The sequence below is a fragment of the Paenibacillus sp. V4I5 genome, assembly GCF_030817255.1.
Lineage (GTDB): Bacteria > Bacillota > Bacilli > Paenibacillales > NBRC-103111 > Paenibacillus_E.
Map to the genome: position 1 here is coordinate 6,112,855 of NZ_JAUSZB010000002.1, position 16,310 is coordinate 6,129,164.

Annotated in this window: 20 protein-coding genes and 1 pseudogene; 14 read left to right on the forward strand and 7 right to left on the reverse strand. The window is 43.1% G+C overall.

Annotation, left to right across the window (positions count from 1 at the left end; translation table 11 throughout):
- The first annotated feature begins 36 nt into the window (after window positions 1-36).
- Both QFZ78_RS30050 and QFZ78_RS30055 read left to right on the forward strand, forming a co-directional pair.
- Complete coding sequence (locus tag QFZ78_RS30050; RefSeq protein WP_307553012.1) at window positions 37-747, forward strand: Cthe_2314 family HEPN domain-containing protein; 711 nt, start codon at window positions 37-39, stop codon at window positions 745-747.
- Window positions 748-754: 7 nt separating this feature from the next.
- Window positions 755-1,546 (forward strand): SDR family oxidoreductase, encoded by a 792-nt coding sequence (locus tag QFZ78_RS30055; protein WP_307553013.1) that lies wholly within the window; start codon window positions 755-757, stop codon window positions 1,544-1,546.
- Window positions 1,547-1,611: 65 nt separating this feature from the next.
- Here QFZ78_RS30055 and QFZ78_RS30060 read toward each other — a convergent pair whose 3' ends face one another.
- Window positions 1,612-1,857, reverse strand: coding sequence for a NifU family protein (locus QFZ78_RS30060; RefSeq protein WP_056829608.1), 246 nt, complete (start codon window positions 1,855-1,857; stop codon window positions 1,612-1,614).
- A gap of 95 nt (window positions 1,858-1,952) precedes the next feature.
- Here QFZ78_RS30060 and QFZ78_RS30065 point away from each other — a divergent pair, with 95 nt between their 5' ends.
- A complete protein-coding gene (locus QFZ78_RS30065) occupies window positions 1,953-2,207 on the forward strand; it encodes a YuzB family protein (protein ID WP_047681593.1) in 255 nt (84 codons plus the stop codon).
- Window positions 2,208-2,209: 2 nt separating this feature from the next.
- Here the strand turns inward: QFZ78_RS30065 and QFZ78_RS30070 are convergent, their stop codons facing one another.
- Window positions 2,210-3,274 (reverse strand): NAD(P)/FAD-dependent oxidoreductase, encoded by a 1,065-nt coding sequence (locus tag QFZ78_RS30070; protein WP_307553014.1) that lies wholly within the window; start codon window positions 3,272-3,274, stop codon window positions 2,210-2,212.
- 44 nt (window positions 3,275-3,318) lie between these two features.
- Window positions 3,319-4,419 (reverse strand): aminofutalosine synthase MqnE, encoded by a 1,101-nt coding sequence (mqnE, locus tag QFZ78_RS30075; protein ID WP_307553016.1) that lies wholly within the window; start codon window positions 4,417-4,419, stop codon window positions 3,319-3,321.
- A 382-nt stretch (window positions 4,420-4,801) separates the two neighbouring features.
- Here mqnE and QFZ78_RS30080 point away from each other — a divergent pair, with 382 nt between their 5' ends.
- From QFZ78_RS30080 to QFZ78_RS30095, 4 genes are all read left to right on the forward strand, one after another.
- The gene (locus QFZ78_RS30080) at window positions 4,802-4,993 is read left to right on the forward strand and encodes an aspartyl-phosphate phosphatase Spo0E family protein (RefSeq protein ID WP_307553018.1); all 192 of its coding nucleotides are present in this window, start codon (window positions 4,802-4,804) and stop codon (window positions 4,991-4,993) included.
- A 132-nt stretch (window positions 4,994-5,125) separates the two neighbouring features.
- Window positions 5,126-5,497 carry an iron-sulfur cluster insertion protein ErpA gene (erpA, locus tag QFZ78_RS30085; protein WP_307553020.1) on the forward strand — a complete coding sequence of 124 codons (372 nt, stop codon included), beginning with the start codon at window positions 5,126-5,128 and terminating at the stop codon, window positions 5,495-5,497.
- A 154-nt stretch (window positions 5,498-5,651) separates the two neighbouring features.
- Complete coding sequence (locus QFZ78_RS30090; protein ID WP_307553021.1) at window positions 5,652-5,930, forward strand: hypothetical protein; 279 nt, start codon at window positions 5,652-5,654, stop codon at window positions 5,928-5,930.
- Window positions 5,931-6,077: 147 nt separating this feature from the next.
- On the forward strand, window positions 6,078-6,758 hold the full coding sequence (locus tag QFZ78_RS30095) for a glycoside hydrolase family 73 protein (RefSeq protein WP_307553023.1): 681 nt from the start codon (window positions 6,078-6,080) through the stop codon (window positions 6,756-6,758).
- 47 nt (window positions 6,759-6,805) lie between these two features.
- Here the strand turns inward: QFZ78_RS30095 and QFZ78_RS30100 are convergent, their stop codons facing one another.
- A complete protein-coding gene (locus QFZ78_RS30100; RefSeq protein WP_029194774.1) occupies window positions 6,806-6,967 on the reverse strand; it encodes a hypothetical protein in 162 nt (53 codons plus the stop codon).
- A gap of 340 nt (window positions 6,968-7,307) precedes the next feature.
- On the opposite strand from QFZ78_RS30100, the gene sda reads away from it, so the two are divergent.
- Window positions 7,308-7,463 (forward strand): sporulation histidine kinase inhibitor Sda, encoded by a 156-nt coding sequence (gene sda / locus QFZ78_RS30105; protein WP_082562636.1) that lies wholly within the window; start codon window positions 7,308-7,310, stop codon window positions 7,461-7,463.
- Between the two features lie 299 nt (window positions 7,464-7,762).
- Here the strand turns inward: sda and QFZ78_RS30110 are convergent, their stop codons facing one another.
- Entirely contained in the window at window positions 7,763-8,764 is a 1,002-nt protein-coding gene (locus QFZ78_RS30110; RefSeq protein ID WP_307553025.1) for an NAD(P)/FAD-dependent oxidoreductase, read from the reverse strand.
- A gap of 411 nt (window positions 8,765-9,175) precedes the next feature.
- Between QFZ78_RS30110 and QFZ78_RS30115 the strand changes: the two genes are divergently transcribed.
- Complete coding sequence (locus tag QFZ78_RS30115; RefSeq protein ID WP_307553026.1) at window positions 9,176-10,366, forward strand: NAD(P)/FAD-dependent oxidoreductase; 1,191 nt, start codon at window positions 9,176-9,178, stop codon at window positions 10,364-10,366.
- 27 nt (window positions 10,367-10,393) lie between these two features.
- Window positions 10,394-10,675: a hypothetical protein gene (locus tag QFZ78_RS30120; protein ID WP_307553028.1), complete on the forward strand. Its 282-nt coding sequence runs from the start codon at window positions 10,394-10,396 to the stop codon at window positions 10,673-10,675.
- Window positions 10,676-10,837: 162 nt separating this feature from the next.
- Here the strand turns inward: QFZ78_RS30120 and hemQ are convergent, their stop codons facing one another.
- Window positions 10,838-11,584 carry a hydrogen peroxide-dependent heme synthase gene (gene hemQ / locus QFZ78_RS30125; protein ID WP_029194770.1) on the reverse strand — a complete coding sequence of 249 codons (747 nt, stop codon included), beginning with the start codon at window positions 11,582-11,584 and terminating at the stop codon, window positions 10,838-10,840.
- A gap of 193 nt (window positions 11,585-11,777) precedes the next feature.
- On the opposite strand from hemQ, the gene QFZ78_RS30130 reads away from it, so the two are divergent.
- Complete coding sequence (locus QFZ78_RS30130) at window positions 11,778-12,062, forward strand: YuiB family protein (protein ID WP_307553030.1); 285 nt, start codon at window positions 11,778-11,780, stop codon at window positions 12,060-12,062.
- 75 nt (window positions 12,063-12,137) lie between these two features.
- Window positions 12,138-13,013, forward strand: a complete 876-nt coding sequence (locus tag QFZ78_RS30135; protein ID WP_307553032.1) for an alpha/beta fold hydrolase — start codon at window positions 12,138-12,140, stop codon at window positions 13,011-13,013.
- Between the two features lie 65 nt (window positions 13,014-13,078).
- On the opposite strand, the pseudogene QFZ78_RS30140 reads toward QFZ78_RS30135, so the two are convergent.
- Window positions 13,079-14,114, reverse strand: a pseudogene (locus tag QFZ78_RS30140) (zinc-binding alcohol dehydrogenase family protein).
- A 127-nt stretch (window positions 14,115-14,241) separates the two neighbouring features.
- Between QFZ78_RS30140 and QFZ78_RS30145 the strand changes: the two are divergent.
- A complete protein-coding gene (locus tag QFZ78_RS30145; RefSeq protein WP_307553034.1) occupies window positions 14,242-14,598 on the forward strand; it encodes a winged helix-turn-helix transcriptional regulator in 357 nt (118 codons plus the stop codon).
- Window positions 14,599-14,769: 171 nt separating this feature from the next.
- Window positions 14,770-16,290 (forward strand): replication initiation and membrane attachment family protein, encoded by a 1,521-nt coding sequence (locus tag QFZ78_RS30150; protein ID WP_307553036.1) that lies wholly within the window; start codon window positions 14,770-14,772, stop codon window positions 16,288-16,290.
- Window positions 16,291-16,310 lie beyond the last annotated feature (20 nt).

Here is a 16,310-nt window from a genome sequence, read left to right on the forward strand (position 1 = left end):
CGAACAAATTTGCTAGGATGAAAAAGGGGTGTGCCCGTGCTGCGAGTATTGTTCAATGAACCGAAACGAATCGATAGCGGACTTCTTCTAGACGCCGGCAACGCGGTGAGAACGTATATTGAGCTGTTGGAATCTAAGGAGCATAGCCACCTAGCATCAGAGTATCCCAAGTACCATAGACGGGCGATCTGGAGCAAGGGGTTTATCGATGCTTTGGATGAGCTGGAACAGAGCAAATATTGCTGTGAGCGTTACGCTGAGCATATCAGTAAGGCATTCTTGGAGGAAATGAATCCGCAAGAGATCGAGGAATATCATCAATTTGTTTATTTTTATAAAAATGCCTTCATTCGCTTGTTTTCGATTTTGGACAAATTGGGCACGTTTATGAATGATCTATTTGAGCTGAAAACAGAGACGCTTAAGTCTCGTTTCTCTTACTTTACCGTACTGCGCCGCATGCATGAAAAACATATTCACGGTTCACTGGAGCTCCAGCTTTATAATCTCAAAATGGATTATAAATCGGTATTAGATCGACTGCGCAATCAGCGCAATATGGAGATTCATTATATTAATGCTGAAATGCTGGATGATCTTATGCAAAAAGAACCGATTCCAGGAGAACGAATTCATGTTGAAAATGTGAAATCAAATGTAGCCGATCTTCAGCAGGGATTTGAAATGGTTTGCCGAACCTTAACAATAGCTTTCTCTTATATTACGGCAAGTATTGCAAAGGGGTAAGAGGACCATGGAATTAAGAGGCCGAACGGTTCTTATTACAGGCAGCGCCAAGGGCTTGGGCAAAATGACCGCGATCACCCTAGCACAGCGCGGTTGCCAGGTAGCTGTCAATTATGTTAATAGTGAAAAAGAAGCCGCTGAGCTCGTCCTTCAATTGGAAGATCTGGGGGTTCGCAGCGTGGCCGTTCAAGGCGATGTCGCCAAACGAGAAGATATTATACGTATGGTGGATCAAACAACATCTACACTCGGTCCGATTGATATTCTCGTGAATAATGCTGGACCTTTCTTCAGAGAGCGGCGCTTTTTCGCTGATTATAACATCGATGAGATTGAATATCTGATGCGCGGCAATTTGCTCGGCGTTATGGAGCTCGATCATTTGGTTCTGCCTATGATGAGAGAGAGACGCTGGGGACGAATTATCCACTTTGGATTCGGCAAGGCGGCTGAAGCTAGGGGTTGGACCCATCGCGCCGTATACGCCGCGGCTAAGGTAGGCTTAGTTTCCTTCACGAAGACATTGGCTGAAGAAGAAGCGAGTCATGGGATCACAGTCAATATGATATGCCCTGGCGATATTCGAGGTAAGAACAAAGAACGGACGATGCAAGAAGCGCGTCTGGAGATTGATGGGGAAACACCGGTAGGGAGACCCGGGACTGGCGAAGATGTAGCTAGAGTCATTGATTTCCTATGTTTACCTGCATCTGATTTCATAACTGGAAATATCATGGATATTTCTGGGGGTCTAGATCCGATCCAACCATTACCGGTGCTTAATCAGCGGAAAAACTAGTCCTTATCATATATGCAAAAAGAGCTTACCATAGAGGTAAGCTCTTTCTTATGATATAGTCGTAATTAGAATACCTGTACGACTTCTGTTATGCCTTCTACCTCTTCAACCAATGCGCGTTCAATACCAGCTTTCAACGTTATTGTTGAGCTTGGGCAACTGCCGCAGGCACCCATAAGTTTCAGCTTCACGATACCGTCTTCTACATCAACGAGATCTACGTCACCGCCATCGCGTTGTAGAAAAGGACGGAGTTTATCTAAAACCTCAAGGACTTCATCATAAATTACTTCTTTTGTTTTTTCAGTCATTTGATTCATCTCCTTTCTTCTATTATTATATTACAATAATGTTTAAATGAAAATGGTTTTCAACTTGAATATCAACATAAGGTGGAATTTATATAATGAGACCAATCATTGAGTTTTGTGCCAGTAATATGCACCATGGAACCGATAAAGTCATGAAAGCTTTGGAACAAAACCCTGACTTCGACGTCATGGAATACGGCTGTCTAGGCAATTGCGGGCAGTGCTACATGGAACCTTATGCGCTTGTGAATGGTGAAATCATTGCAGCTGAAAGTGCCGATGCTCTTCACGAGCGCATTTTAGACCGTATAAAAGAAATTGAAGCGATGTACGAACTTCTCGGAGATTGATCTTACCCGAAGTGACGCTTGGACTTCCACAGTACACCGCTTTTGAGAATACGAGCGATTTTACCCGTCATTAACGTACGTTTACCCATGATGCCGAAGCCGGCCTTTTTACCAAGTGAACCCAGCGTACCTCGGAGTTTAATTTTACCAAGTCGAGGCGTATCACCTTTCCAAATCGATAGCATGGCTTCGGCAATCTGCTTGCCTTGCGCTTGCGCCGCTTGCGCACTTGGAGAGAACGGCAGGGAAGCGCAGTCGCCTACGACGAACACTTCTTGATAATCTGGAATTTGATGATACTCGTTAAGCAGGATCCGGCCTTGGTGGTCTTTGGGCACATTCAAAGCCTCTACGATTGGATTGGGCTGAATGCCTGCTGTCCAGATCGTAGCATCGGTTTTAATAATTTCATCCTGGTTATACAAATCTCCACCATCTAGTCGGACTAACGTTACCTTCGGACGGAGCTCAATATGATGTTCCGTCATCCATTCCCGGACGTACTGCTGCAGATTGCTTGGGAAAGCCGAAAGTAAGCTTGGACCTCGATCAATTAATCGAATGTTCAAATCAGCCCGGCTTTCACGAAGCTCCGCTGCCATCTCAACACCGCTTAGACCTCCTCCAATAATGGAGACTTGTCCGTATGGCGCAATATCGTTAATACGCTGGTAAGTGGCACGTGTTTGGCAAAGAGTCTGGATGCTGGAAGAGTACTCTTTAGCACCGACTATTCCGTGATAACTATCCACACAGCCCAGACCGATAACTAACCAGTCATACGATAGCGGTTCTTGGTCTGCAAAAAGAATTTGCTTGTTGTTCAAATCGACGCTAGAAACCTCCCCGAATGTTAAAAGCAACCGAGGGTCATTCGGATAGGCAACACGAATATGTGTTTCAGCAATCGTACCTGAAGCCAGTGCATAATATTCTGTTTTTAATCCTTGAAAAGGGCTTCGGTCAATCAGTACAAGCAGTGTATCTTCTGGTAAATCCTTCTCCAGCATGTTTAAGGCTATGGTCAAACCGCCATAACCTCCTCCGAGAATCACAAACTTTTTCATTCCATCCAATATCCCTTCTGAACAATATCTCTTCTCTAGTATGACTAATAAACCCTGATTTCATTATAAAAGGTGTCACGTTCAACGGGAACTCGTCCTGCACCTTTAATGAGATAAACAAGCTCATCACGTGTAAGGCCTTCTGGTGACAATGCACCAGCAGCATGGGAAATCTTCTCTTTCACGATCGTACCATGTGCGTCCGAAGCACCGAAAGTGAAGGATAGCTGGGTCAATTTCGTACCAATGTTGATGAAATAAGCCTTAATATGTGGGAAATTATCCAGCATCAAACGGCTAATCGCAATGGTTTTCAATTCATCCCAAGCTGCTACTCGATGTTTGAGTCCTGCGTTTTTGCTTGCTGGTTGAATGGAATTAGGAATGAATACTAAGAAGCCGCCTGTTTCATCTTGAAGCTCACGAAGCAGCAACATATGACGAATGCGTTCCTCTTTCGTTTCAATGGAGCCATACAGCATCGTTGCATGAGTTTTCATTCCGAGCATATGAGCGTTACGATGTACGTCAATCCATTCCTCCGAGGACGCTTTTTCTACTTTCATTTTAGTCCGGTAGCGCTCAGTCAGAATTTCGGCTCCTCCGCCTGGAAGAGTGGATAAACCTGCATCCATTAGCGTTTTGAGGACATCTCGGAAGCTGAGACCACTGATACGCGAGAAAAATTCAATTTCAGCCGCTGTATGTGCTTTAATCGTAACGTCAGGGTAAGCTTGCTTCAGTTGGCGGATACAGTCCACGTAATATTCAAAAGGCAAATGCGGGTTATGCCCTTGGCTAATATGGAATTCTTTAATTTCGGGATTAAAATGTTCAGCGACATAATCTAACATTTGACTAGGTGTAAGTGTGTATGAGCCTTCTTCACCTTCGTCGCGGCGGAAATGACAAAAAGCACAATGCTCCTCGCACACATTCGTAAAGTACAAACTCATATTTTGGACAAAATAAACCTTGTTTCCGTTCATTCGCGTATTTACTTTGTTTGCTAATTGACCGATGGTTAGCAAATCGTCTGATTCATACAAAAATAGCCCATCTTCCATAGATAGACGTTGACCGTTCTCAACTTTGTCAGCAATTTCGGCCATCCGTTTGACCGGGTCTGTAGTCACAACACTCATTATTATTCCTCCTCTGAATAGTAAATAAAGTCCATACTGAATCGACGCATTCAGCTTGATAAGGACCAAATGCGTTAGGCGATGTGAGACGCTCGCATACCTGTTCATCCAGTTCGGTTCAGGCATTCACACCCTTAATAATATAGGGGTCTTTGAGCGTAGCTCAAAGTTTCTCCCCTTTGTTTCTTCTATACGTGCAATCCATCCATCCCATTATAAACCTACGTGTTGGGAGGGGCAATATCATTTAGATGGAGATAAATTGACAATATACAAATATGACATGTTTATTCCTATTATATTAGGAAATGTTATTCCCAATATTAACAAATTCCTGTATACTATTGCAATGTGATTACGTAGGGCAAAAGGTGATTATATCGTGATACCAGTATTCGTGACCGAACCACAGGAACGATTAAATATAGAAATAGAACAGCTTCGAGGCCAAATGGTTTCCTTAGGTACCGCATACGGCTTCCTTCATCCTGAAGTGCAGCAATGCAGTCGAGAGCTCGATCAATTGCTGTTGCAATATTACGCGATACGACGTAACCGTAAAGTTTATGGCTGAAATGGCTATGAATGACTGCGCAGCTGCCCTTGAGCAATGCGCCGGATAGGAGTATACTTGATAGTAAGCATTACGAAAACTTAGAATAATGCCAGTTTTCCATAAGGAGAACTTTAGGGAGGGATTTCCGTTATGATTAACATTAGTGAATCAGCGTCTGATAAGATTAAAGAGCTTCTATCTTCTGAAGAATCACCGAACCTGTTCTTGCGTCTAGGTGTCAAGGCTGGAGGCTGCAGCGGTTTCTCTTACGGCATGGGCTTCGATGATGAGCAGAAAGACGACGATAAAGTATTCACCATACATGGCCTCAAGGTCGTTGTGGACGAAGATAGCTCCAAATATTTATACGGTGTTGAAATTGACTACACGGACGCAGGCATGGGCGGCGGGTTCTCCATCAACAACCCGAATGCCGTAGCTTCGTGTGGGTGTGGTTCTTCTTTTAAAGTAAAAGATGAAGAAGGCGCACCTGAGAAGTGTGACGATAAAGTCGAGGCTTAATGAATAATTAGAACCAGTCCTTCCAAGGTGTGTATGTTTAAATACACTGACTTGGGAGGTTTTTTTATTTTCATCTTAGTAAGGACAAACCATCAAGTGATACAATATATAAAAAGGAAAACCTGCAGTTGGTGAGAGGAGTTGAATCCTATACGTGAATTGGAATTTTAATGTTTCAATCATCTCTGCCATTGTTGTTGTTTTCGTATTAATACTGTTTTACAGAAATAGGGAAGAGGACGAAGGATATTTAGGGTTAAAATTAGTTGGATACTACATTTTAGGTACATTCAATTTAAAGGTTGGTATTTTAATTCCTATTGGATTTATTATTTGGCTGCTTTTGTTTCACCCGAAGACGAACCGAACGATAAAGCGATATTCGGCTATATTTGGATTACTTATGATGTTGATTGGTCATTGGATTCAGTAGCTCCCCGAGTGCAGGATAGTCGCACTTGTGGGAGCCTTTTTTACATTATTTTTAAAAAATAAAAAATAGCCGAACCCTTTTAAGCATGGAAAGAATAGAATAGATTGAAAGGTTTAGTTTACTAGAGATATAAGAGGAGGTGTATCGATGGCAATTAGACAGGAATTTATTGAGATGATTGCACCTATTGCAGTAAAGCTTCGATTAGAGAACTCACCGATCTATCCTTCCGTGAGAATCGCGCAAGCCATTCAGGAGACTGGGGGCAATTTGAACGCGTGGAACAATCTAGTCGGATATAAGGTTGGTAATGGGGTGTTGACGCCTTATTGGCAGGGAGATCGCGTTTCCGCAACGACATGGGAAGTCATTGGAGGTATACGTTATGATAACGTACCAGGAGATTTTCGCGCATATCCTACTCTTGAGGCAGGATTTCGTGATCAGGATTTACTTTTTGGATCCCCTCGTTATGCTAGTGTCAGAATGGCAAGAAGTCCTGGTGAGCAAGTGAAAGCATTACAAAGCAGTGGATATGCAACGGATCCCTCTTATGCTAGTAAACTGAATACGATTATTCAAACCTATGCTTTAACTCACTTTGATGAGGAGGTCATTCGTATGTTAGAGAAACTGCAGGAACAAATCGTAGTCTTACAAAATAGAGTTAGTTCCCTAGAGGAGCAAGCGGCAATGGAGGTCGTACCGCAATGGGCCAAAGCTGCTGTAGAAGCTGCGGTAAAAGCCTCATTAATCGATACTCCGGAGAAAGGAAGCTATGATTTCTATCGATTATTAACGGTTCTTCATCGCAAAGGGATCATCTAATGGCATGGAAGAAAAAAGGCCGCGAGTGTATTCAGGGTTACTAATCCCTAATACACCATGCGGCCTTTAATTTTAACATTATCACCATACTTGGCTTTCATGAGCTTACTTTGCTCTAGCATAAATGCGTAAATTTCTTTCAAACGGTTCTTACGAGGTTTAATCGTTTCTTTAATTTCGCCATTTAGTACAATATCGTAGACGATCATATCTTTCACTCCTTTATTTTTGTCTTTCTATTATCATTGTAGGCTATGAATATTAAATGACGATTAAAATTTCTTTTCAATTGTGTGAACAAGCTTAAGGATTTGTTAAGTGTAAGTAAAATATTTCTGATATTTCGATCAATTTTTTTTATCGGCAGAGTGACAGATTAGCGTGTGCATAACTTTATACACAGTATCCCCTATTAATACAGTACGTTTCTGGGACATATTAACAATCTACCCACAGGATATGCACAGGTATCTGTGGATAACGGAACGCTTGTTCTAATTTTGCCCCCATGATAATATAATTACAAATTATAGAATAAAGGTGATTTCAGTGAGACAAATTAGTGACGAAACATTGATCGACTCTTATTACAAAGCATTGGATTTGAGATTGGAATCAGATTTTGTTGACCTATTGCTCGCAGAAATACAGAGACGTAATTTAAAACTTCACGTCTATATCAAGGATGAAACCCCGTTAAACTAGAGCGTTTTTTTATAAAGTTATTTGGATGGTAAAATTCTGGTGGCAGTCGGTACAGTTTACCAGATGAAGGCATTGATTAAGTGGCCCATCTGACATGGCGATATCATCAATCTCTCGATAAGGGGAGTAGGGGCCAAGATAGTCACTCCATTTCCCGCAATCATTCATCTGTTTTGAACAAACAGGACACTCAATATTCAGCTCTTGTAGGCCGTTGCAAACCGGACATATATATGACAAAGGGGTATTCCTCCTAATCCGTAGATTAGGTTTAGAATACCCCATTTTATTTAAGAAGATTAAAATTTTAAGTTACTGCTGTGTCCTGGTGAAAGCTTGGCATTAGGGTCGATATAGACTTTAGCGTTATTAATCGCAGTAGGTGCTTCACCAAAGCCAACAGCAATTAGTTTTAATTTCCCTGGATAAGTTGTGATATCCCCGGCAGCGAAGATGCCTGGAATGTTTGTTTCCATTCTGGAGTCAACAACGATTGAGCCGTTTTCAATCTCAAGTCCCCACTCGGAGATCGGACCAAGGGAAGAAACGAAACCGAAGTTGATGATAACAGCGTCGACTTCATGTACGGTTTCTTCGCCCGATTTGATATTTTTAAGTGTTACTTGCTCAATGCGGTCACTACCGTGAAGTTTGGTGATTTCCGTAGGAGTAACAATGTTTACTTTGGAGTTCATCAGGTTTTCTACACTGTGCTCATGTGCACGGAATTTATCTCTACGGTGGATAAGTGTGACTTTCTCCGCGATAGGCTCAAGCATTAAGGCCCAGTCAACAGCTGAATCACCGCCACCGCTGATTAACACTTTTTGGCCAGCGAATGCATTCAAATCGTTAACGAAGTAATGCAAGTTTTTCTTCTCGAATTGCGCGGCTTCCGGTAACTCAAGACGACGCGGCTCGAATGCGCCAACCCCACCTGAAATAATAACAGCGCGGCTATAGTGTGTGCCTTTGTCAGTTGTTATTTCGAAGAGACGCTCTTCTTTTTTGATCACTTGGTGTACTTTCTCTTCCAAGCAAGTGTTGATCTGAAAGTGTTTCATTTGAGCTAACAAGTTGTCCACTAATTCTTGTGCCGTTACTTTTGGGAAGCCAGCTACATCGTAAATATATTTCTCCGGATATAAAGCTGCAAGCTGACCACCAAGCTGCGGCATACTTTCGATAATTTTTACAGATGCTTGGCGCATACCCGCATAGAAAGATGCGAACATTCCAGCAGGGCCTCCACCAATTACAATGATATCTACGATATCTTGATTTGTTTCTCTCTCGTTCATTCTTAGACTCCTCCGATTCAATTCTTTTGGTGTGGTAATTATTTGGTATTGCCATAATCATTATCTCATTATAAACGTCTCTTCTATTGAAGGAAACAGGAAAGTGCGATTTCTTTATATAAATCGCTTATATATAATGATAAATAATGCTTACACAGGATGGTCAGGCTAGACGGGCCTTTAAGCCTTATTTTAAAGCAAAATAGCACTTGATATTTACTTATGAAAATTATATTATATCATGAGAATCGGTTTACGCATGTTGTGACTAATTTCATCCTGTTTCATCATAATTCGCTGCTGCTGAGTGCAAACTAGAAGCAGTATACTACTTTTGGAGCTGTTTGTGTAATTTTTCACAAGATAGAGAAACCATAGAACTATAAATACGGATATGGAAGTGAGAGAGAAATGAGTAGAATACCAAGAATCGTTATTTTAGGAGCAGGCTATGGCGGGATCCTATCCGCAATTCGTTTGCAAAAAGAATTAAATTACAACGAAGCTGATGTAACACTTGTAAACAAACATGACTACCATTACATTACTACCCATCTTCACATGCCTGCTGCAGGGACAGATAATCCTGAAAATGCACGTGTGAACATTTTGAAATTGATTGATGAATTTAAAGTTGATTTCGTGAAATCGACTGTTACACAAATCCGTCCGCATGAGAAAAAGGTTATTCTCGAAGATGGTACGCTTTCCTACGACTACCTGGTTATTGGTCTTGGTGGCGAAGCTGAAACTTTCGGTATTCCAGGGCTTAAAGAAAACGCATTGAACATTCGCAGTATCAACAGCGTTCGTTTCATTCGTGAACATATTGAGTATCAATTCGCGAAGTACAAGCGTGAGCCGGATCGCAAAGATTACCTGACATTTGTTATCGGTGGAGCAGGATTTACTGGAATCGAGTTCATTGGTGAGCTTGCTGACCGTATTCCACAGCTTTGCAAAGAATTCGACGTGGATCCTTCCCTAGTGAAGATTTATAATATTGAAGCAGCTCCAACGGCACTGCCAGGATTCGATCCTGAGCTTGTTGAGTATGCGATGAAAGTTTTGACTGACAAAGGCATTACTTTCAAAATCGGAACAGCAATTAAAGAATGTACACCTGAAGGTGTTTTGATCGCTGGCGATGAGTTCATCAAAGCAGCAACAGTTGTTTGGACAGGCGGTATCCGCGGTAACCATATGCTTGATGAAGCCGGCTTCGAAACGATGCGCGGCAGAATTAAAGTTGATGAGCACCTGCATGCGCCTGGTTTCGATAACATCTATGTTGTTGGTGACTGTTCCATCGTGATGAACGATGAAGGCAGACCATACCCTCCAACAGCTCAAATCGCTATGCAGCAAGGTGAAGCTGTTGCACACAACCTGATTGCTTCCATTCGCGGTTCGCAAATGAAAACTTTCAAATTCTCCAACAAAGGTACAGTTGCTTCCTTAGGTAAAGGTCAAGCCATCGGTATCGTTGGTTCCCGTAAGCTTAAAGGTAACGTTGCAGCCATGATGAAAAAAGTGGTTGATATGAGATACCTCTACATTATCGGCGGTATTCCACTTGTTATACGTAAAGGACGTTTCTAATCATCATTAGTTAACGGGGGGATCGCCATGCGGCACTGCAGTGTCCAAGTAAGAGGACTTCTTACCCGGGATGAACTGGATCGTTACAATGCCTTGATCGAGGTCGGTCACTTCTTAGAGACTGAGAAACGTTATGATCATGTAGCTGTTGTGCAAAAGGAAATTGATATCCTCATTCTTCCTGCGATTGAACGTTTGAAGGAAAAAGGTCGTCAGCGTGACCGTGATACGGAAGTGTATCTAGCTCGCAAAGCGCAGATGGAAGCTGAATTAGAAGCTGCCCTGCGTGACGATGATGATGAGGAATAATTCATAGAAAAGAAAGCTTCGCTCTTCATTGAGCGAGCTTTCTTTTTTGCTTTATTCATCTGCAATAGCTGTTTACCCTCTTCCAAAAATGTGTACAATGTTGATTGTACAGTGATGCAAAAAGAGTGAAGGACACGGAGTCCTTCACTCTTGAGTTATCTCTTAAATTTGAATTAATTTAGCAAATTTATCAGGTGTCAGCAAGTTGCCGACGTAGAAGTCGCCGAACTCACCGAAACGTGCGCTCACTTCGTCGAAACGCATTTCATAAACGAGCTTTTTGAAATGAAGAGGATCATCGGAGAACAGGGTTACGCCCCACTCCCAATCATCCAGTCCTACGGAGCCTGTAATGATTTGTTTGACTTTACCTGCGTATGTGCGTCCAATCATGCCGTGGCTGCGCATCATCGTTTTGCGATCTTCCGCAGGGAGCATGTACCAGTTGTCATTGCCATCGCGACGCTTATTCATCGGATAGAAGCAGATGTGCTTCGATTTAGGCAGGATAGGCTTCAAGCGGGCTTGAATTTCCGGATCTTCCGAAGGATCCACGCCTGGCTTAGCTAGATAACTGCTTAATTCTACAATGGATACGTAGGAATAGACCGGGATTGTAAATGCGGCGAAGCTTGATTTATTAAACGTATTTTCCAGTTCATTCAATTCTTCCAGCGTTTCGCGCATTTGCATGAATACAAAGTCGGCTTTCTGACCAACGATGCTATAAACGGCAGTACTGCCTAGTTTATCGTTTTCGAATTGCTGCCACTGAGACAGAAATGTATTCAGCTCGTCCGTTGCGTGCTTACGCTCCTGAGGGGTTGCGGCATGCCATGCGTTCCAATCGATCAGACGGAAATCATGGAGCGCATACCAGCCTTCCAGCGTTTGTACGGCTTCACTCATTGGTTTTCCTCCATTCAAGGGCTAATATCCCCTACATTGTATCCAATTCATGGGGAAAGGGCAAATGAACAAAGGGTGAAGAGGGAAATGTTCAATTTGTGATACACTTTACCTGTGCCAATTCGTCGATTACAATTAGTAAGGAAGTCAGATAGATGAACGGGCTTCTTACATTGTTAAGGGGGAACATACATTGTTACAAATGATCATTGCCACTGTCTTAATGATAGTGTTATTTTTTGGGATCGGGTTTATTTTGAATATGCTAATGAAAACAACATGGTTTCCACTTTATGCTTTTATTGCTTTGATTATCGGTGTTGTTATTTATGGTTCAATTGGAGAGGCGTCTTTTCTTTCCAGCGGAGAGAACTTCACAATAGTTGATATTATTCCTGCTGTCGGTGGTTTGGTTGGCGCTATTTTAAGTGGATCGGCCATTAAAGCGCTGCGGATTAGAGGCTTCAAAATGTTTTAAGGTTCTCATAAAAAAAGACAGAACTGGTCACCCTAAGGTTGAGTTGCCTAAATTGACCTTACGGAGGAAACTATTTTGCCTTTCGCCCACGTGAACGGAACGAAATTGAATTATGAGATTACGGGGACTGGCACCCCAATCGTCTTTTTTCATCCACCTTTATTAACCTCGCAGAATTTTGCTTATCAAAGAGAACAGCTGTCGGGTCAATTCCAAGTCATTACCTTTGATTTCAGGGGGCACGGAGCCAGCAAGTCGTCAGAACGTCCATTTAGCTATGCTCTTATTGTTGAGGATTTAAGGCAGCTGCTGGATTACCTAGGTATCGAAAAAGTATTCCTGTGCGGTTATTCAACAGGTGGCGCGTTAGTGCTGGAAGCGCTGCTTACGTACCCTAAACGTTTCCTTGGGGGAATCGTGGTTAGTGGGATGTCTGAATTAACGGATATTTATAACAAAAGCAGGCTGTGGCTCGCTTCGTGGATGGCGGGTTCAGGGCCACTCATGAAGTTACTGAAAAAAGCAATTACTTTTGGAAATGCGGATAATGAAAACACCTATCATAGTCTATATGAGAGCTCATTAAGCGATGCTGCGAATGATGTAAAATCCTATTACGAGCAATCCCTTACGTATACATGTACACGCCGTCTCAGAAGTATCCAGCATCCTATCTTATTGATTTATGGTCAGAAGGACCACACCTTTCATCGGTATGCGAACTTACTTCATGCAGAGCTGCCGCATAGCTCACTCTATTTCATTAAGGATGCTAAACATCAAATTCCGACTAAGAACCCTTCTCGGATGAATGACCTGATTCGCCTGTGGGTAGACAGCCTGGAAGATATTCAGACACAGCGTGTACTTTTGGACTTAGCGATTGCAAAGAAGCTGAATCCAGACATGTATGGCGAGGATATCCAGGAAAGTCAAGCGCCACTCCATTAAACCAGCTGATAGATGGAAGAGCCTGTTGAGAAAACTCAACAGGCTCTATTTTTTCTACATAAGAATTAAAAATGTTCCAAAACAATTTTCCCAACGGTGTTGCCTGCCTCAATTATAGCGTGGGCCTTCCGCAAATTTGTTGCATCGATGGGTTCCAACTTTACAGCCAAAGTGGTACGGATGATGCCAGAATCGATTAATTGTGCTACTTCATTCAGCAGTTTATGTTGTTCGACCATATCGGCCGTTTGGAACATCGAGCGGGTGAACATTAATTCCCATACAAACGTTACACTTTTATTCTTAAGCAAAGTCAAATTGAGTGGCTGGTCCGTCTCAACGATGGAGCAAATTTTGCCTTGCGGCGCAATCGCTTCGGCCATGTTCTGCCAGTGCTGCTCCGTACTGTTTAAACACAGGATATAGTCAGCATTCTGTAAGCCGATAGCGTTCAATTGAGGAACGAAAGAACTGTAGTGGTTGATGATATGATCTGCTCCCATTGATTTCACCCAATCGATCGATGCGGGACGAGAAGCCGTACCGATCACCGTAAGGCCGGCATACTTCGTCTAGTTGTGTTGCAATGGATCCTACACCTCCAGCAGCACCTATGATCAAAATAACCTTACCTGCGTTCCTATCTTTATTTTGGGACACACCTAGACGGTCAAAAAGTGCCTCCCAAGCTGTGATGGCTGTTAACGGGAGTGCTGCCGATTGAGCGAAATCAAGCGTTGAAGGTTTTGTTCCGACGATACGTTCATCGACAAGATGAAACTCGCTGTTTCCGCCTGGGCGCGTAATGCTGCCTGCATAATACACCTCATCGCCTGGTTGAAATAATGTGCATTCCGGTCCTGTTTGTTCCACTACTCCCGCGACGTCCCATCCCAGAATTCTTGGTGATACTTCAGTCTTATCTTTCGGTGCCCTAACCTTGGTGTCGACTGGATTTACTGAAATAGCCTTAACTTTGACAAGTAGATCTTTACCTACAGGAACCGGTTTTTCAATTTCCACATCAATCAAGCTTTCTGAATGTGCAATATTTAAATACTTATAAAGACCTACCGCTTTCATTGTTTCTTTTGTAGACATAATTCCATCTCCTCATTTATAGTAAATGTTTCTATGTTGTTAGTTTATTCGATCCGTCATAAAATAGTAAGTACGCAAATCGTGTTATGTAGTATCAATTTGTATACTATAAAGGAGTTGAATCGTATTGCGTGATCGTAAAAGCGGGTACGGCAACCTTCATAATGATGAAGGCTGCCCGGTTGAATATACATTGGATGTTATCGGGGGCAAATGGAAAGGTGTTCTGTTATATCACCTGATTGGAGGGACCAAAAGATTTAATGAATTCAGAAAAATCTGTCCATCCATTACGCAGAGAATGCTGACTCTACAACTAAGGGAACTCGAAGAGGACGGCATTGTCCACCGCGAGGTGTATCATCAAGTGCCTCCAAAGGTCGAATATTCGTTGACAGAATTCGGACAAACATTGGTCCCTATTATTTTACTTATGAAAGATTGGGGCAATGCTTACAAAAAGAAGTCGGAGTGTCGCGTCTAACGGCTAAGTTGTCAGAATTTTACCGTCCGAAAGGTTGGTTTTTTCATATTAGGTAATATTATCTTTCTCTCGTAGATACCAAGCGTGTCGATTTTTGTGGTAGACTAATAGAGAGAAACCGATAAGCTTTCATAGCTGCAATCGGTTGAGGCAGGATGGTGCTGTAACGGAATGAGAATGACGAATATGCTGCATTTCACCGAGAACCACAGGTTTTGTGTGAACCGTGAGTTTTCTTTGAGCAGTCTGGATTATAAAATGTTAGCTATTATGTATCAGCCTATGATCGGCGGATTGGCTATTAGTCTCTATCAAGCACTTTATCTGCAGATGAGTGCAGAAAAAGTCGGATATTCGCCTCTAGAACAACAGCGAAAGCTGTTTCTGCTGCTCGAGCTTGAGCAGGGGGAGCGAGGGCGTAAATATCTAATTGAGCAATCTTCGAAGCTAGAAGCCATAGGGCTCCTGCAGACAACTCGCAAGTTTCTACCAGGTGAAGAAGACTATATCTTCGTATACACCTTGTTCCCTCCGCTTGGGCCCAATGAGTTTTTCCGCAATCAGCATTTGACGCTGCTGCTCCGTGATAAGGTCGGGAAGTTCATGCTCCTGTCCCTTCGGGAAGAGCTGCTCTCGCCGGAGCCGGAAGAGTGCCGCGACGCGAGTGAAGAGAACCTGTCTGTTCCGTTCTATGATCTATTCCGCCTCAATACCCAGGTGGTTGATTACGAACTGGAGCAAGCCCTGTATGAGGCCTCGGCCAGTAAACAGGGAGACGCTCGCATGGACGTGACAACCAAAGGCTTCCAGTATGCGGATATCATTATGAGGTTTCCGCGAGGAGCGAGTAATCGCGTTTACGTTGAAGCTCTCAAGCATAAACCGGATCAGATGGCTGCGATTAATATTGTGGCGAAGAAGTACAACCTATCACTTCAGGAAACATGCCGTTTGCTGGATGAGGATGGCGCATTCACCGAAGAGGGCGAGCTGCAGATGGATCTTATGCAGTATAATGCGAATCTGTTCTACAGACAGAGCAAGAAGCGGGATGAGGAACGAGAGCGCACGTTGTCCAGGTCAGAAGAGAAGTCGCAAAGCGATACAAATGAGGATATGCTAGATACGTCTGGAGACAAGTCAGTTGAAATGGCTTATTACCTAGAAGTGCCGCAGCAGCTGCGCGGCGAATGTACAGATCATCAATACAATTACATTATGCGAAATGAGCCGTACACGGCAGTTCTGAAAATGTTCTTTACTCAGGGCTCCATTCCGGACGGTGTACTTAATATATTTGAGAAGATTGATTTGAATTATAGATTGAAAGAGGAAGTCATTAATGTCTTGATCCACTTCCTACATATCGACCGCCGCTCGTGGGCCAAGTCTTCGATTGAAGCGGTCGCATCGGATATGCTGGGCAAGCAAATTGTTACTTACGAACAAGCGGTGGAATATGTGCGTGAGAAAATCAGCTACAAACAGAAGGCAGCCTCCAAGGTGGAGGCCGCTAAAGCTGGCGGTGGCTCTGTAACTAGAGGCCGGCAAGGCAAAACACAGAAGCCTCACATTCCGATCGTTGTGCCGGATGCCGGCACAGCGGCTGCTTCGAGGCTGACAGATGAAGAGCTGGAAGCCGCGAGAAGGATGGCGAAGAAGCTGGACGAGCGCTTTAATCGGAAGAGCTGAGGTAGCGGTAAGGTGACAAC

Coding starts and splice junctions, on each gene's coding strand:
- QFZ78_RS30115 (WP_307553026.1), top strand. CDS start 9,176: ATGAGTAGAATACCAAGAATCGTTATTTTAGGAGCAGGCTATGGCGGG.
- QFZ78_RS30110 (WP_307553025.1), bottom strand. CDS start 8,764: ATGAACGAGAGAGAAACAAATCAAGATATCGTAGATATCATTGTAATT.
- QFZ78_RS30095 (WP_307553023.1), top strand. CDS start 6,078: ATGGCAATTAGACAGGAATTTATTGAGATGATTGCACCTATTGCAGTA.
- QFZ78_RS30055 (WP_307553013.1), top strand. CDS start 755: ATGGAATTAAGAGGCCGAACGGTTCTTATTACAGGCAGCGCCAAGGGC.
- QFZ78_RS30120 (WP_307553028.1), top strand. CDS start 10,394: ATGCGGCACTGCAGTGTCCAAGTAAGAGGACTTCTTACCCGGGATGAA.
- erpA (WP_307553020.1), top strand. CDS start 5,126: ATGATTAACATTAGTGAATCAGCGTCTGATAAGATTAAAGAGCTTCTA.
- hemQ (WP_029194770.1), bottom strand. CDS start 11,584: ATGAGTGAAGCCGTACAAACGCTGGAAGGCTGGTATGCGCTCCATGAT.
- QFZ78_RS30060 (WP_056829608.1), bottom strand. CDS start 1,857: ATGACTGAAAAAACAAAAGAAGTAATTTATGATGAAGTCCTTGAGGTT.
- mqnE (WP_307553016.1), bottom strand. CDS start 4,419: ATGAGTGTTGTGACTACAGACCCGGTCAAACGGATGGCCGAAATTGCT.
- QFZ78_RS30100 (WP_029194774.1), bottom strand. CDS start 6,967: ATGATCGTCTACGATATTGTACTAAATGGCGAAATTAAAGAAACGATT.
- QFZ78_RS30150 (WP_307553036.1), top strand. CDS start 14,770: ATGAGAATGACGAATATGCTGCATTTCACCGAGAACCACAGGTTTTGT.
- QFZ78_RS30070 (WP_307553014.1), bottom strand. CDS start 3,274: ATGAAAAAGTTTGTGATTCTCGGAGGAGGTTATGGCGGTTTGACCATA.
- QFZ78_RS30065 (WP_047681593.1), top strand. CDS start 1,953: ATGAGACCAATCATTGAGTTTTGTGCCAGTAATATGCACCATGGAACC.